The organism is Phenylobacterium sp. GW821-FHT12F10, assembly GCF_058806695.1.
On record NZ_JBXAPY010000001.1, the window covers coordinates 2339285 to 2354438 of the forward strand.

Annotated in this window: 17 protein-coding genes; 7 read left to right on the forward strand and 10 right to left on the reverse strand. The window is 72.5% G+C overall.

All coding sequences use genetic code 11. The features are described 5' to 3' along the window. Nucleotides 1-135 precede the first annotated feature (135 nt). Nucleotides 136-795: a dienelactone hydrolase family protein gene (locus AC1RN5_RS11760; RefSeq protein WP_493041328.1), complete on the forward strand. Its 660-nt coding sequence runs from the start codon at nt 136-138 to the stop codon at nt 793-795. Here AC1RN5_RS11760 and AC1RN5_RS11765 read toward each other — a convergent pair. Next, on the reverse strand, nt 792-1454 hold the full coding sequence (locus tag AC1RN5_RS11765; protein WP_493041329.1) for a phosphoribosyltransferase: 663 nt from the start codon (nt 1452-1454) through the stop codon (nt 792-794). The two genes, AC1RN5_RS11760 and AC1RN5_RS11765, sit on opposite strands and share 4 nt — an antisense overlap. A gap of 101 nt (nt 1455-1555) precedes the next feature. Between AC1RN5_RS11765 and AC1RN5_RS11770 the strand changes: the two genes are divergently transcribed. Continuing rightward, on the forward strand, nt 1556-3052 hold the full coding sequence (locus AC1RN5_RS11770; protein WP_493041330.1) for a bifunctional aminoglycoside phosphotransferase/ATP-binding protein: 1497 nt from the start codon (nt 1556-1558) through the stop codon (nt 3050-3052). A gap of 1 nt (nt 3053) precedes the next feature. Here the strand turns inward: AC1RN5_RS11770 and AC1RN5_RS11775 are convergent, their stop codons facing one another. Then, on the reverse strand, nt 3054-3665 hold the full coding sequence (locus tag AC1RN5_RS11775; protein WP_493041331.1) for a TetR/AcrR family transcriptional regulator: 612 nt from the start codon (nt 3663-3665) through the stop codon (nt 3054-3056). Between the two features lie 147 nt (nt 3666-3812). Beyond that, on the reverse strand, nt 3813-4202 hold the full coding sequence (locus tag AC1RN5_RS11780; RefSeq protein ID WP_493041332.1) for a hypothetical protein: 390 nt from the start codon (nt 4200-4202) through the stop codon (nt 3813-3815). 227 nt (nt 4203-4429) lie between these two features. Between AC1RN5_RS11780 and AC1RN5_RS11785 the strand changes: the two genes are divergently transcribed. The 5 genes from AC1RN5_RS11785 (at nt 4430) to AC1RN5_RS11805 (ending at nt 9539) form a co-directional block, all read left to right on the forward strand. Continuing rightward, nucleotides 4430-5800, forward strand: coding sequence for an FAD-binding oxidoreductase (locus AC1RN5_RS11785; protein WP_493041333.1), 1371 nt, complete (start codon nt 4430-4432; stop codon nt 5798-5800). A 107-nt stretch (nt 5801-5907) separates the two neighbouring features. After that, nucleotides 5908-6432, forward strand: coding sequence for a ubiquinone anaerobic biosynthesis accessory factor UbiT (gene ubiT / locus AC1RN5_RS11790; protein ID WP_493041334.1), 525 nt, complete (start codon nt 5908-5910; stop codon nt 6430-6432). 1 nt (nt 6433) lies between these two features. Further along, nucleotides 6434-7426 carry a ubiquinone anaerobic biosynthesis protein UbiU gene (ubiU, locus tag AC1RN5_RS11795; protein WP_493041335.1) on the forward strand — a complete coding sequence of 331 codons (993 nt, stop codon included), beginning with the start codon at nt 6434-6436 and terminating at the stop codon, nt 7424-7426. Continuing rightward, nucleotides 7423-8331, forward strand: a complete 909-nt coding sequence (ubiV, locus tag AC1RN5_RS11800) for a ubiquinone anaerobic biosynthesis protein UbiV (protein WP_493041336.1) — start codon at nt 7423-7425, stop codon at nt 8329-8331. Before ubiU ends, ubiV begins: the two co-directional genes overlap by 4 nt. After that, a complete protein-coding gene (locus AC1RN5_RS11805; protein ID WP_493041337.1) occupies nt 8328-9539 on the forward strand; it encodes an NAD(P)/FAD-dependent oxidoreductase in 1212 nt (403 codons plus the stop codon). Before ubiV ends, AC1RN5_RS11805 begins: the two co-directional genes overlap by 4 nt. On the opposite strand, the gene AC1RN5_RS11810 is transcribed toward AC1RN5_RS11805, so the two are convergent. Genes AC1RN5_RS11810 through narJ form a run of 7 tightly spaced genes read right to left on the reverse strand, consistent with a single transcriptional unit; the run spans nt 9475 to nt 15153 of the window. Continuing rightward, entirely contained in the window at nt 9475-10077 is a 603-nt protein-coding gene (locus tag AC1RN5_RS11810) for a molybdenum cofactor guanylyltransferase (RefSeq protein ID WP_493041338.1), read from the reverse strand. The two genes, AC1RN5_RS11805 and AC1RN5_RS11810, sit on opposite strands and share 65 nt — an antisense overlap. Then, a complete protein-coding gene (locus AC1RN5_RS11815; RefSeq protein WP_493041339.1) occupies nt 10074-10739 on the reverse strand; it encodes a carbonic anhydrase in 666 nt (221 codons plus the stop codon). The genes AC1RN5_RS11810 and AC1RN5_RS11815 overlap by 4 nt, the downstream gene beginning before the upstream one ends. Beyond that, the gene (locus AC1RN5_RS11820) at nt 10736-11284 is read right to left on the reverse strand and encodes a hemerythrin domain-containing protein (protein WP_493041340.1); all 549 of its coding nucleotides are present in this window, start codon (nt 11282-11284) and stop codon (nt 10736-10738) included. Before AC1RN5_RS11820 ends, AC1RN5_RS11815 begins: the two co-directional genes overlap by 4 nt. A 23-nt stretch (nt 11285-11307) precedes the next feature. Further along, nucleotides 11308-12495 carry an alginate export family protein gene (locus tag AC1RN5_RS11825; protein ID WP_493041341.1) on the reverse strand — a complete coding sequence of 396 codons (1188 nt, stop codon included), beginning with the start codon at nt 12493-12495 and terminating at the stop codon, nt 11308-11310. A gap of 3 nt (nt 12496-12498) precedes the next feature. After that, on the reverse strand, nt 12499-13623 hold the full coding sequence (locus AC1RN5_RS11830) for a peptidylprolyl isomerase (RefSeq protein ID WP_493041342.1): 1125 nt from the start codon (nt 13621-13623) through the stop codon (nt 12499-12501). Between the two features lie 5 nt (nt 13624-13628). Continuing rightward, nucleotides 13629-14432 (reverse strand): respiratory nitrate reductase subunit gamma, encoded by an 804-nt coding sequence (gene narI, locus AC1RN5_RS11835; RefSeq protein ID WP_493041343.1) that lies wholly within the window; start codon nt 14430-14432, stop codon nt 13629-13631. Between the two features lie 13 nt (nt 14433-14445). After that, entirely contained in the window at nt 14446-15153 is a 708-nt protein-coding gene (narJ, locus tag AC1RN5_RS11840; RefSeq protein ID WP_493041344.1) for a nitrate reductase molybdenum cofactor assembly chaperone, read from the reverse strand. Between the last annotated feature and the right edge of the window lies 1 nt (nt 15154).

Consider the following 15154-nt stretch of genomic DNA (forward strand, 5'->3'; position numbering starts at 1 on the left):
GGCTCCAGGGCGAGCGCCATGCCCAGGTCAGCGCAATCTGAACAAGTCACCTTGACCCTGGTCAACGCCATCCAACCGGCGCGGGGGCAATCTCCAATGCGCCGCCGTGTCGGCGGCCAACCTGCGAGGTGCGCCATGGCCGCGATCCGCGCGACCGTCCCGGTCGAGATTCCGCCCCTCGGGCTGGTTGGCGACCTGCACCTCCCGGGCCGGGCCAAGGGCTTGATCCTCTTCGCACACGGCAGCGGCTCCAGCCGGTTCAGTCCCCGCAACCAGCAGGTCGCCCAGGCGCTCAACGCGGCCGGATTCGCCACCCTGCTCCTGGACCTGCTGACCGAGGACGAGGCGGATGACCGCGCCAATGTCTTCGACATCGATCTGCTGGCCGAGCGCCTGACCCAGGCCATCGACTGGGCCCGCGCCGCGCCCGCCCTGGCGGCCCTGCCGATCGGCCTGTTCGGGGCCAGCACTGGCGCCGCCGCCGCCCTGACCGCCGCCGCCGCGCGGCCGCAAGGGGTGGCGGCTGTCGTCTCCCGCGGCGGACGTCCCGACCTGGCCGCCGCCGCCCTGCCTGAGGTGACCGCCCCGACCCTGCTTATCGTGGGCGGCCGCGACGAACCGGTGATCGCCTGGAACCAGCAGGCGCAGCGGCGTCTGGGCGGGCCGTCAAGGTTGGAGATCGTTCCTGGCGCGACCCACCTGTTCGAGGAGCCGGGGACCTTGGAGGCCGTGGTGGACCTGGCCCTCGCCTGGTTCTCCGAGCACCTCGTCGCGGCGGCTCGAGCTCGGGCTTAGGTCGGCCCGCCGAAGGCCTCGGCGCGGGCCAGCAGGTCGAGCACTTCCTGATCGTCCAGCTGGTGGAAGTCGGCGTAGAAGCGCCCGACGCCCCAGAACGGCGTGGGCTCGGCCAGGCAGACCAGTTCATCGACCTCCTCCCGCATCGCCGCGGCGGTGTCGGGCGGCGCCACGGGCACGGCCAGGATCACCCGCGCGGCGCCCTGGGCCCGCAGGCCCTGGATCGCCGCCCGCGCAGTGGCGCCGGTGGCCAGGCCGTCGTCGACGATGATGGCGGTCTTACCCTTGGGATCGGGCCGCGTCCGATGGCCGAAATAGAGCCTGCGGCGGCGTTCGATCTCGATCAGTTCCTTGGCCTTTTCGCAGGCCAGGTACTTGGGGGTGGCGCCGGTGACGCGCATCACCTCCTCGTTCACCACCATCCTGGGATTGTCGCCGTCCACCACCGCGGCCACCGCCAACTCCGGCTGGCCGGGGGCGCCGATCTTGCGAACCAGAGCCAGATCCAGGGGGGCGTTCAGCGCCTGGGCGATCTCGAAGGCGACCGGCGCGCCCCCGCGCGGCAGGGCGTAGACAATCACCTCGCCCAGGTGACGCACCGCCAGCTTCTCGGCGAGCCAGCGCCCGGCTTCGGCGCGATCTGTGAAAAGTGCGGTCATGAGATCAAGGTGGGCGCCGCCGTGACGCACCGCCTTGATCATGATCAAGGTTCGAGATTGGTGCGCACCTGATCTTCGCCGCGCACCGGAGCGCCGTCGCCATGCCCAAGGACATCGACCAGCAGGCGGTCGTCCGCGCCCTGGAGAGCGGCGCGGCCACCGGCCAGGGCCCGCTCAAGCGCATCGACACCCACATGTCCCACCTCTTCCTGGGGGAGAGCCGCGTCTACAAGCTCAAGCAGAGCCGCCGCCACCCCTTCGCCGACATGTCGACGGTGGAGGCTCGCCGCCAGTCCTGCGAAGCCGAGCTCGCCATCAACAAGGCCCTGGCCCCCGAGCTCTACGAGGCGGTGCTTCCCGTGGTCCGCGCCACCGACGGCGCGATCCGGGTCGGCGGCGAGGGCGAGGTGGTGGACTGGGTGGTGACCATGCGGCGGTTTCCCGACGGCGCCCTGCTCGACGAGATCGCCCGGGCCGGGCGCCTGACCCCGGCGTTGGTCCATGAGGCGGCCGAGCAGGTGGCCGCCTTCCACGCGCGCCTGCCCCATCGGACCGACGCCGGCCACGCCGCCGACTATCGCAGGATCCTCGAGGGCCTGCGCCGGACGGAGGCCGAGGGGGCGGCCGCCCTGGGCCTCCAGCCCGGATCGGAGGCCCTGTTCGCCGCCCTGGAGCAGGAGCTCGCCCGACAGTCGCCCCTGATCGAGGCGCGACGCAGGGCCGGCTGGGTGCGGCGCGGCCACGGCGACCTCCACCTGCGCAACATCTGCGTCTACCAGGGCCGGGTGACGCCCTTCGACGCCCTGGAGTTCGATCCGGTCCTGGCCACCGGCGATGTCCTCTATGACGTGGCCTTCCTGTTCATGGACCTGCGGGCCAGGGGCCTGGACGACCTCGCCAACGCCGCCATGAACCGCTACTGGGACGCCGCCGGCCAGGCGGAGGACGCGCTGGCGCTGCTGCCGCTGTTCATGGCCCTGCGCGCCGCCATCCGCATGGCCGTGGCGGTGGAGGCCGGCGACCTCACGGAGTCCGCGCGCTATCGCCAGCTGGGGTTGGGGCTTCTGACGCCAGCCCCCGCGCGGCTGATGGCCATAGGCGGGCTCTCGGGAACCGGGAAGTCGACCCTGGCCCGCGCGCTCGCCCCGCGCCTGCCCGGTCCCTGCGGCGCGCGCCTGCTGCGCACCGATCTGCTGCGCAAGGCCCTGGCCGGGGTGGAGCCCAACGAACGGCTGTCCGACGACGCCTACCGCCAGGTGGGCCGGGCCAATGTCTATCAGGTGCTGGCGGGGCGGGCTCGCGAGGCCCTGGCCGCCGGCGGCTCGGTGATCGCCGACGCCACCTACCGCGAGGACGCGCCCCGCGCCGAGATCGAGGCGGCCGCGGCTGGCCATCCCTTCACCGGCCTCTGGCTCCAGGCGCCGACCGCGGTGCGGGTGGCCCGCGTGGCCGGCCGCCGAGGCGACGCCTCCGACGCCACCCCCGAGATCGCCGCGGCCCAGGTCGAGCCCCAGCATCTGAGCCCCGCCTGGCGGGTGCTGGACGCCAGCCCGGGGGTCGAGGCCCTGGTCGCGGAAATCCTGGCCGCCCAGCTCTAGGCTAGGCCGCCGACAGCAGGCCGTCCGGCGCCAGCACGGCGCGCTTCAGCAGGTCCAGCAGGCGATGGGCGCCGTCATGCTGGGTTCCGCCCCGGGCCATGTCCTCCAACAGGCGCAGGCTGACGCCATAGAGCCCGTCACCCTCGACGGCCGGCGGCGGGCGGCGCTCCCTGGCCGCGGCGAGCCGGCCGCGCAGGGCGGCGTCGGTGCGCGCGCAGCACTCGAGCTCGGCGATGGCGACGAAGGGGGTTTCCTGCAGCAGGGCCCAGTAGGCCTCGATGGCCAGGGCGGGGTGGTCGTCGAGGGACCGGCCGATCGCCGCCATCACCCGCTCGGCCTTCAGCCGATGGAGATGATCGACAAGGGCGTCGGCCAGGGAGTCCTGGTCGGGGAAATGATAGTTGATCGCCGTGCGGACCAGGCCCGCGGCCTGGGCGATCCGCTGGTGGGTCGCGGCGTGATAGCCCTCGTCGGCGACGACGGTCATGGCCGCGTCCAAGATCCGCCGGCGGGTGGCGTCCCCCTTGGTGGAGCGCCGGACGGCCCTGACCGCGCGTCTCGGCTGTGCGGTCAGGGTCGCGCGCGGTCGCGGGCGTTGCTGTTCGATCCACATCCTGTTTCAGGCTCCGAGATGTGCGCCGAGGCGACCGTGGCTAAGAGAACCGCGGGGCCCTCAGTGGGGCCGAAGACTCCGCGGCCCGAACCCGGCCGATCGGCGCGCGCAACCCTCGCCGACCAGCCGGGTGGCCCCCGGTGAGGATTATCGCGCCGAGAGCACGATCCTCGTCGAAAGTTGGGCGAAGTCGCCGCCGGCCAGGCGGTTCTGTTTCACGATGGCGCGGTAGCGCGTCATGGCCTTGTCGGCCGAGGCGGTGCTGCACCAGTCGACGTAGAAGGCCTCCAGCTCGTGATTGAGGAAGGCGTTGCGGCAGACGCGGCCGGCGGCTTGCCGGACCTCGTGGCGGACGACGACGACGTCCTTGCCGCGAATGTTGATGGCCTCGCTGGTGGGCGCGCGGCTGACGTTGACGCTCGACAGTTCCTGGGCCTGGGCGGCGGGCGCCGTGGCGAGGATGGCGGCGCCGGCCAGGAAGCTGGACGCCAGGGCGGCGAGACGGCGGGTGGGGGTGGTGGTGCGGTTGGCAGGCATGTGGGCCTCCTTTGATGACACCCCGAAGCTAGACCAGACTTCGCCCAGCACCTTTGCCGGCCATCAACGGCGCCCTTGATGTCTGCCGGGGGGTGCGACACCCCTCGACCGATATGCGCCGCCGCATGTCGCACCCCCACCCGAGGACGAGGCGCGCCGGTTTGATCCCGATCATTCGGACCTGGCCCAGGCGGGTCGAGACTGCCGCCCAAACCCCCGGAGGCGGAATGGATAGCTTGCTGGCCGACCTTGAGGCGCTGCTGGGCGCCGACCACGTGCTGACCGGCGCGGCGGCGACCGCCTGGGCCTTCAGCCCCTGGACCCGGCTGGGGACGCCGCGGGCGATCCTGCGGCCTGCGAGCACCCGGGAGGTGTCGGGAATCCTGCGCCTGGCCCACGCCGCCGGCGCGGCGGTGGTTCCCTGGGGCGGGCGCACCGGCCTGGTGGACGGCGCCTTCGCCGAGGGCGCCCTGGCCCTCAGCCTCGACCGCATGGCCGCCATCGAGGAGATCGACCCGGTCGGCGCCACCATGACCGTCCAGGCCGGCTGCGTGCTCGAGACCGCCTGCGAGGCGGCGACGGCGCAGGACCTGTTCCTGCCGGTGGATCTCGGCGCGCGGGGCTCGGCCACCATCGGCGGGGTGATCTCCACCAACGCCGGCGGCAACCGCGTGCTGCGCTACGGCATGACCCGGGAGTCGGTCCTGGGGCTGGAGGCGGTGCTGGCGGACGGGACCGTGATCTCCGCCCTCAACCACCTGATCAAGAACAACGCCGGCTATGATCTCAAACAGCTCTTCATCGGCTCGGAGGGCACCCTGGGGATCGTGACCCGGGCGGTGTTCCGCCTGCGGCCCCGGCCGGTGTCGCAGGACACCGCCTGGCTGGCGGTGGACCGGTTCGAGGCCCTGTCGCCCCTGCTGCGGTCCCTGGAATCCTCCCTCGCCGGTTCTCTGTCGGCCTTCGAGGTGATGTGGCCGGCCTTCTACGACCTGGTCACCACGCCGCCGGCGGCGGGCCGTCCCATCCTGCCCGCCGGCCATGCCTACTATGTGCTGGTGGAGGCCTTGGGCCCGGACCTGGCCCACGACGCCGCGCGGTTCGAACAGGTGCTGACCCACGCCCTGGAGAGCGGGCTGGTCTCCGACGCGGCCATCGCCAAGTCCCAGGCCGAGCGGGACAGCATGTGGGCCCTGCGCGACGACGTGGCCCAGACCGCGCGCAACGGCCCGATCATCACCTTCGACGTCAGCCTGCCGATCGCGGCGATGGAGGCCTATGTCGCCGAGGTGCGCGGAGCCCTGGCCGCCCGCTGGCCCCGGGCCGGGATGACCGTCTTCGGCCACCTGGGCGACGGCAACCTGCACCTGATCATCGGCGTCGCCGAGCCAGGCGCCCGCTCGGAGATCGAGGAGATGGTCTATGGGCCGCTGCGCGCCCGGGCCGGGTCGATCTCCGCCGAGCACGGCGTCGGACTGCAGAAGCGCCCCTACCTCGCCTATTCCCGCAATCCCGAGGAACTGGCCCTGATGCGGACGCTGAAGACGGCCCTGGATCCGAAGGGCGTCCTAAATCCCGGCAAGATCATCCCGGCTTGATGATCGGCAAAGCCTGACTTGAGCAAGTTCTCCGGGTGCGGCGGCGATCGCCCCGTTCCCCACGCCGCAGGGCGTGACGCAGGTTGGCGCCTGAAGAGGTTCCAGTCATGCGTACGAGACATAGGCCCCGGGCCCCGCGCCCGGGCGACCCCGGCGAGGTGCTGATGGCCCTGCGGCCGCCGGCCGAGTGGATGCTGAGCGCGGCCCTGCGGCGGCTGGCGCGGCGGCGGCCCGAGGTGTTCGAGCGGCTGGGCGCCTTTGGCGACGCCGCCTTCCTGATCGCCCCCGACGGTTCGCCGGTGGCCTTCCGGCTGGCGCCGCAGGGCGCCTGCGCCGGCGTCCAGGTGCGCCGGCGCGACGACCGCTCGCCCTGCGCCGCCCGGATCGAGGGGCCGCTCGGCGCCCTGCTCGGCCTGTTCGACGGCTCCCTGGACGCCGACTCCGCCTTCTTCTCGCGGGCCATCCGGGTGAGCGGCGACATCGAGGCGGTGATGGCCCTGCACAACACCCTGGAGGCCGCCGAACTGACCCTGGCCGACCTGCTGGGCCTGACGGGGTCGGCCAGCGACCTGGCCAACGCCGCCGTCCGCTTCGTCCGCCAGGCGGCCGCCGCCAAAGCCGCGTGGGCCTGAGATGGGCACGATCGAACTCGTCTGTCCCGCCGGCTCGCCGGCCATGCTGCACGCGGCCATCGAGGCCGGCGCCGACAGCGTCTATTGCGGCCTGCGCGACGAGACCAACGCGCGCAACTTCCCCGGCCTGAACTTCTCCCCCGCCGAGCTGAAGGACGCCGTCCTCTGGGCGCGCGAGCGCGGCGCCAAGGTTCTGGTGGCGGTCAACACCTTCGCCCGCGCCGGCGACGTCGACGCCTGGCGAACCTCGGTCGACAGCGCCGCGGCGGCCGGCGCCGACGCCATCATCGTCGCCGACCTGGGGGTGCTCGCCTACGCCCACGCCCAGCATCCCGGCCTGAGGCTGCACCTCTCGGTCCAGGCCGCCGCCGGCACCGCCGAGGCCATCGCCTTCTACGCCCAGGCCTATGGGGTGAAGCGGGTGGTCCTGCCCCGCGTCCTGTCGGCGCCCGAGATCGCCGCCCTGGTGCGCGAGACCGATGTGGAGGTGGAGGCCTTCGTCTATGGCGGACTGTGCGTGATGGCCGAGGGGCGCTGCGCCCTCTCCTCCTACGCCACCGGCAAGTCCCCCAACCTCTCCGGGGTCTGCTCCCCGCCGGACGCCGTCTCCCTGGAGGAGACCGACGGCCTGCTCACCCCGCGCCTCGGGGGCTTCATGATCGACCAGGTCGCGCCGGGCGCGGCGGCCGGGTATCCGACCCTGTGCAAAGGCCGCTTCGAGGCGGAGGGAACGGCCTCCCACCTGTTCGAGGACCCCACCAGCCTCAACGCCATGGCCCTGCTGGCCGAGCTGCGGACCGCCGGGGTGCGGGCGGTGAAGATCGAGGGGCGCCAGCGGGGCAAGGCCTATGTGGCCCGCGTGGCCGCGGCGTTCCGGGCCGCCCTCGACGCCCTGGATCGCGGCGAGACCACCGCCCCCTATGAGGCGCGCCTCACCGGGCTGGCCGAGGGCGGGCGGGAGACGGTCGGCGCCTACCGGAAGACCTGGCGATGAGCGGCGCGCCGATCGAGATCGCCCTGGGGCCGCTGCTGTTCAACTGGTCAGCCGACCGCATCGCCGACTTCTACGCCGCCGTCGCGGAGGAGAGCGACCTCGACCGCGTCTATCTGGGCGAGGTGGTCTGCGGCAAGCGCGAGCCCTTCATCGCCGGGCCCCTGGCCGAGGCCGCCGATCGCTTGACCCGGGCCGGCAAGACCGTGGTCTGGTCGACCCTGGCCCTGCCGGCGACGCCCCGCGACCGGCGCGGGATCGCCCAGATGGCCGCCGGCGAGGACCTGGTGGAGATCAACGACGTCTCGGCCCTGGCGCAGCGTCCCTTCGGAGCCCCCTTCGTGGCCGGCCCCCTGCTCAACATCTACAACGAGGCCGCCGCCCGCGAGCTGATGGCCCGCGGCTGCGTGCGCCTGTGCCCCAATGTGGAGCTGTCGCTCCCGGTCATCGGCCGCCTGGCCAAGGCCTGTCCGGCGCTGGAGATCGAACTCTTCGCCTATGGCCGCCTGCCGCTCGCCCTGTCGGGGCGCTGCTATCACGCCCGCGTCCAGGGCCTGCACAAGGACTCCTGCCAGCTGGTCTGCGACCGCGACCCCGACGGCTTGGCGGTGCGGACCCTGGAGGGCCAGGACTTCCTGGCCGTGAATGGGGTCCAGACCCTCTCCCATGGGGTGCAGGTGGCCGACCTGCCGGTCGCCGACCTCCGCGCGGCCGGGATCGGGGCCCTGCGCCTGTCGCCCCACACCGGAGACATGCTCAAGGTCATCGCCGCCTTCCGCGGCTTCAGCCAGGGGCGGCTCTCGCCCCAGGACCTGGGGGCCCAGGTGCGGGAAGCCGGGCCGCCGGGGCCCCTGGTCAATGGCTATCTGCACGGCCGCGCGGGCGTCGACTGGGCGCCGGCGTCATGACCGCCTGTCCCTCGCGCCAGGTCTTCGACGTGGTGGTGCTGGGGGGCGGCATCGCCGGCGCCGCCCTGGCCGCCCAATTGGCGGGCGACCGCCGCGTGGCCCTGGTGGAGCGGGAACCGCAGCTCGGCTACCACACCACCGGGCGCTCCGCCGCCATGTACATCCCCTCCTATGGCGGCCCCGCGGTCCAGCCCCTCACCGCCGCCAGCCGCGGCTTCTTCGAGGACCCGCCGTGCGGCTTCGCCGGGCGCCTGCTGAGCCCGCGGCCGGTGCTGCACATCGCCCGCGCCGACCAGGCCGAGCGCCTGGAGGCCTTCGCGCGCAGGACGCCCGGCGCGACCCTGCGCCGGCTGGGCCGCGAGGGCGCCCTGAGCCGGGCGCCGATCCTGCGGCCGCAGGCGGTCCAGGCCGCCCTGCTGGAGACCGGGGCGGGAGACCTGGACGTGGCGCGGCTGCATGGCGGCATGGTGCGCCGGGCCCGCGAGGCCGGCGCCGTCATCCTCGCCGACGCCGGCAGGCCCGACATCGCCCGCGAGGAGTCGCGATGGCGCGTGCGGACCCGCCAGGCCAGCCTCATCGCCCCGACCCTGGTCAACGCCACCGGCGCGTGGGCCGACGAGACCGCCCGCGACGCCGGCCTCGCCCCCAAGGGCCTGTCGCCGCTGCTGAGGACCGCCATCCTGGTGGACGCGCCCCGCGAGCTCGGCTTCCACGACTGGCCGGTGGTGAAGGACATCGACGAGCGGTTCTACTTCCGCCCCTTCGGCGGACGCCTGCTGATCACCCCGGCCGACGAGACCCCGAGCCCGCCCTGCGACGCGGCCCCCGACGAACTGGACATCGCCTGCGCCATGATGCGCTTCCATGACGCCGCCGATCACCCGGTGACGCGCATCCACCACCGCTGGGCGGGCCTGCGCACCTTCGCGCCCGACCGCGCCCCGGTGATCGGCTGGTCCGAGACGGCGTCGGGGTTCTTCTGGCTGGCGGGGCTGGGGGGCTTCGGCATCCAGACCGCCCCGGCCGTGGCCCGGCTCGCCAGCGCCCTGGTCCGGGGCCGCCGCGCGCCCCAGGATCTGACCGACCATGGCGTGGTCTCCGCAGCCTACGATCCCGGCCGTCTCGGCGAGGCGGCCGGCCCGATCATCCCGCCAGGGCGAGGTCCGCCCGTGATGGCTGATGGGCCGCCAGGTCTTCCAGCGTATTGAGGTTCACGAAGGGGTCGGGACCCGCGGCGTCCCAGGCCACCTCCCGCAGACCCACGTCCTGGGCGAAGCCCCTCAGGGACGAGCGTCCCGTGGCCAGATAGGCCTCCAGGCGATCGCGCGCCGCGACGCGCCAGAGGCCGCAGACCGGATGCAGGCGGCCGCCGCTCACCGGCAGGACCGCGCCGACGTCCGCCTCCAGGGCCCGCGCCAGCCGGTCGCTCAGGTCGGCCGGCAGATAGGGCATGTCGCAGGCCAGGGTCTGGACCCAGAGCGCGCCGTGGCGGCGGCCGAAGTCCAGGGCCGAGGCCAGACCCGCCAGGGGCCCGCCGATGTCCGGCGGATCGAACAGCAGGGGGACAGCGGCCCCCTGCCCCGCCTGGCCGACGTCCCGCACGGCGACGGCGACGTGGGGCGCATATCCGGCGGCCAGCTCCAGGGCGCGGTCCAGCAAGGGCCGGCCGCCCCAGGCGCGCAGGGGCTTGCCGCCCCCCATCCGGCGGCCCTCGCCCCCGGCCAGCACCACGGCGACGCCGGTCATGTTCTTGTCCTGGCGGGCTTGCGGCGCGGATCGGCGCCGGCGGGCGCCCCGATCAGGGCCCGGGCCTGGGGCAGGTCGGCGACGGTGGTCTCCAGGTCGCGCAGCAGGCCGTCATGGATGGAATAGATCCAGCCGTGCACCGTCAGGGGCTGGCCGCGCCGCCAGGCGTCATGCACCAGCGGATTGCCCGCCAGGCTGATCACCTGTTCCACCACGTTGCGTTCGCACAGATGGTTCACCCGGGTCTCGACGTCGAGGATGGCGTCGAGCTCCCCGGCATGGCGCCAGAACAGGCTGCGCACCGGTTGCAGCCAGTGGTCCACCAGGCCATGACGCTCACCGCTCAGGGCCGTCCGCACCCCGCCGCAGCCATAGTGGCCGCAGACGATCACGTGCCGCACCTTGAGGACCTCCAGGGCGTACTGCAGCACCGAGAGGAAGTTGGCGTCCTGGGCCGGGGCCAGGTTGGCGAGGTTGCGGTGCACGAAGAGTTCGCCCGGCGCCAGGCCCGTCAGGTCATGGGCCGGCAGGTGGCTGTCGGCGCAGCCGATCCACAGATAGTCCGGCGCCTCCTGGGCCGCCAGGTCGGGAAAGAAGTTCCGGTCGTCGCGCGCCCTGGCCGCCGCCCAGGCCAGGTTGCGGCGGAACAGGGCCTGGGTCACGCGTCGGGCTCGTGGAGCACGCGCCCGCGGCGCGCGGCCAGCCGCCGCCCCAGGGTCGCCAGGTCGTCGGCGTCCAGCCGCAGCCGGGCGATGGGCAGGATGACGGCGTTCTCCAGCCCCAGGTGCCGGCGCTCCTGGCTGGCGAACTCCGAGAGGATCTTGCGCCGGCCCGGATCCAGGCCGGGCGCGCACTGCTTCGACAGGCAGGCCTTGAGCAGGTCGCTGACCTGGCTGGCCTTGGCGACATCGGCGCGGTGCTCGGCCGAGAGCATGCCCAGCACCGCCTCGACCTCGTCCTCCGGCAGGCAGCGGCGGCGCAGCAGGGGGAAGAAATCCTCCTCCTCGTCGATGACGTGCAGGGCCAGGTCGTGGCCCAGGAAGGCCACCACCTTGCCGATCTTGTCGCCGTCGAACACCGTGGCCGCGCAGACCTCGTCGATCATCTGGCAGAGCTGCCGGTGGCGATAGTGTTCTGCGAAGAACCAGTCGAGAGGCTCGGCGAGCAGCTCCAAGGGAACCTCCTCGATTTCGGTCGTTTGTTTCACCACCGGCTCCTCTCGACCTTGGGTCAGAGCTTGAATTCGAGCGTCAGCCAGATCTTCGTCCGATCGGGGAAGGCGGGCCGGTCGCCCTGGAAGGCGGCCGCCTTCAGCTCGGCGCCGATCTTCGGGGTCAGGGGCATGGAGATCGAGGCGTCGAGCTCCTGGCCGAGCCCGGCGCCGCCGCCGGACTCGTCGAACTGGTGCAGCGCCGCCTGGATCTTCACCGGCTTGCCACGCGGACCCTTGAGCACCGAACTGCCGGTCAGGCTCAGGTCACGCACGCCGTTCGCCGGGGTGGTGAGGAAGACGTCGGCCCACCCCTGATAGATGTGCAGGGTGGCCAGCGGCGTCGAGAACCCACGGCGGCCGTCGCCGTCCAGCTGCTCGAAGCCGAGCGCCACGGCGTTGGTCTTGGTCTTCAGCCCCGCTGAGAGGGCGATGTAGTCCAGGTCGAAGCTGGTGGGGCTGTTGCCGTAGTCGGTCTGGCGGGCGTACTCGGCTTCATAGGTGGCGCTGAGGCCGGCCTTCAGCGGGCGGGCGCCCGTCAGCCGCGCGCCCCAGGTGGCGCTCGACTGGGTCGGCGCATTTGCGAAGTCCAGCAGGTAGCCATAGGCCGAGACCTGGCCGAGGCCGGTCTTGGCGTCCACCTGGGCCAGGTGGGAGTCGCTGCGCCAGTTCCCCTGCGGATGATCCTCGCCGAAGATCCGGTGGACCTTGTCGATATAGGCGTAGGTGACGCTGACCTTGGGGGACGGCCGGTAGACCAGCTTGACCGCGTCGAAGGTCTGTTCGTTCTGGCGGAAGCCGACATTGCCCACGAAGCGGGCGTTGGCGAGGATCAGGCGCTGGCGCCCGACGACCGCCTCGCCCTGCGTCCCCGTCCAGGACACCTGGGCGCGGTTGAGTTCGGTGGTCTCCGGATCGGTCACCAGGGGATAGGCGGTCTTGCCGTTGGTGCTGCTGTTGTAGCGATCTGACAGGGCGGTGACGTTCTCCCCCTCCACCAGGGCCTTGAAGCCGTGGAAGGCCGGGGTCTCGTAGCCCAGCCGGGTGCGCAGGGTGACCGCCTGGGCGTCCTTGGAAAACCCGTCCTGGGACACGGTCTCATAGCGCAACCGCGACTCCAGGATCAGGCCCTTGGGCGCTTCGGCCGCGCTGGCCAGGGACGGGGCGGCCAGGGCCGCCAGGCCCAGGAGGCCGGGAAGAAGACGCATGACTCAGACTCTCCGAACGATGGTGTAGGTGCGCGCCTTGGGCGTCAGCTTGGTCCTCAGCAGGGAGGCCATGGCCGCGATGGCCGGGTCCTTGGCGCCCTGGGCGGCCGAGATCAGGTGGGTCCAGCTCTCGTCCCCGGCGTTGTCGACGAAGTGGGCCACCGCCCGGCGCACGAAGGCCGGGACGTCGAGATTGTCGGCCAGGGCCGCGGCCCGCACGCGCCCGGCCAGCTCCGGGTCGGTGGCGTCGAGCCAGGCCTCGAGCTCGTCGGCCGAGCCGCCCTGGGACAGCAGTTCGCCCAGCGACAGGGAGCCGGTGGCGAACCGGCCGTCGCGGCTGAGACTGAAGGCCACGCCCTGGGCGCGGGCGCGGTCGGCCAGGTCGGAGACATAGCGGGTCGCCGCGGCGGTCCAGGCGCGGCTCTCCAGGTGGAGGGCGATCTTGTCCTCCACATAGTCGAAGGGCAGCTCGCGGCCCTCGATCCGGCGTTCCAGCTTCAGGATGTGCCAGCCGAAGCGCGAACCGACCGGGCGCGGGAAGATGTCCCCGGCCTGCAGGCCACCGAGCGCGCGCTCGATCTCGCCCACGACGTCGCCGGGACCCAGTTGGCCGAGGGACCCGCCGACCTTGCCCGAGGGACAGTCCGACAGGGTCTTGGCCAGGTGGGCGAACTGCGACGGCTGCGCCAGGCAGCGGTCCAGGACGCCCTGGGCGGTCTGGCGCGCCTGCTCGAGGGCCTCGGCGTCCTCGCCCTGGGGCTCGATGAGGATGTGGGCGGCCTCCAGCAGGGGCGGACTGGTGAAGTGCGCGCGCTGGGTGTCATAGACCCGGCGGCATTCGGCCTCGCTGGGAGACTCGATCTCGATCTCCGCGTCGAGGACGGCCCGGATCAGGGCCTCCTCATTGGTCTCCTCCCGGCCGGCCTCGTCCTTGATGGGGTTCGGCGTCAGGCCCAGCTCGTCGGCCCGGTGCAGCAGCAGGGCCTTGACCGCCAGCGCCTTGCCGGCGGCGGCGCGGGCCTCGGCGGCCGACAGGCTGGGATGGTTCTGGACCTCCTCGGCGATGAGGAACTCGGGGATCTCCACCCCTTCGACGACGACGGTGGCGGTCGCGGCTGTGGCGGTCATGGGGGCTACTCCGCGGCCTTGAGGGGCGCGGGCCGGACCGCCTGGCTGGTCGGATGGACGGCGGCGGGCTGAACGCCGGGCTTGGTCGGATAGACCGGGGCGCCCTTGTCGCGGCGATGCGGCAGGGGACGCCGCGTCCGGACCAGCTGCCAGCCCCGGCGATTGAGGTACCAGATCGGCGCCGAGAGCATGTGCACCAGGCGGGTGAAGGGGAAGACCAGCAGAATGGTCATGCCCAGCACCAGGTGCGCCTTGAAGATCGGATGGACGTCGGAGACGTAGTCGGCGACCCCCGGCTGGAGGGTGAAGACCCCCTGGGCCCACATCATGAACTTGACCATCTCGTGCCCGTCCAGGTGGCCGAGGGAGACCGGGATGGTGGCCAGGCCGAGGGTGAGCTGGAGCATCAGCAGGATCAGGATGGCGGTGTCGCCGAAGCTGGAATTGTGGCGGATGCGCGGATCGAACAGCCGGCGATGCAGCAGGATCAGGCCGCCGACCAGGCACAGGGCCCCGGCGAACCCGCCGGCGACGATGGCCAGCAGCTGCTTAGCGCTGTGCGGCACCCCCAGGGCGTCGAACACCCAGATAGGGGTCAGCAGGCCCACGAAGTGGCCGCCGAAGATCATCAGCACCCCGACGTGGAACAGGACCGAGCCCAGCACCAGCTGCTTGCGCCGCAGGAGCTGCGATGAGCCCGAGCGCCAGGTGTATTGCTCGCGGTCGAAGCGGATGACCGATCCGAGGGCCAGGACGGTCAGGGCGATGTAGGGATAGACGCCGAACAGGATCTGATTGAGCAGTTGCATCTCAGGGGGCTCCTCAGGCCGTCGCGCCGGCGCGGCGTGACGCGCGCGGCGGTTCGGCGTTCATGGCCTCGACCAGGGCGCTGGCCTTGGGGCAGTCGGAGTCGGACGGGCCGAAGGTGACGGCGGTCTCGGCCCAGGCCTTGTCGAGGGCCTCCAGGTCGTTGGGGTTCTCCTCGGGCTCGCTGAGCAGGGCCGCCAGCACGCCCGGATCGGCCTGGGTATCGGCCAGGCGGGCCAGGGCCCCGAACACCGCGCGATAGGCGCTGCCGCGGGTCTTGAGCCGTTCGCCCATGGCCTCCAGCACGTGGCTGGCCTCGCCCAGCAGGGACGCGGCCTGGGGCTCGGACAGGGTCGAGAGGAATTCGAGGAACACCGGCAGGAAGTCCGGCAGCTCGTTGGCCGCCAGGTCGAGCCCCTGAGCCCGATAGAGCTCCAGCAGGGCCACCATGGCCTCACCGCGATCACGGCTCTCGCCGTGCACGTGCTCATAGAGGTTGAGGGAGAGCGAGCGCGTGCGGTCGAACAGCTCGGTGTAGCGCTCCTGCAGGTCGTAGATGTCGTCCTCGGTGATCTCCACCACCAGCTTGCGCAGGGCCTGGACCAGGGTCTTGTTCAGCATGCCCTCGGCCTCGATCACGGCGAGCGCCTCGGGGGCGAAGGCCTGCAGATCGCGGTTGGGATAGGTGAGCAGCAGCGCGAGCGCCTTGTAGGTGCGGGCCATG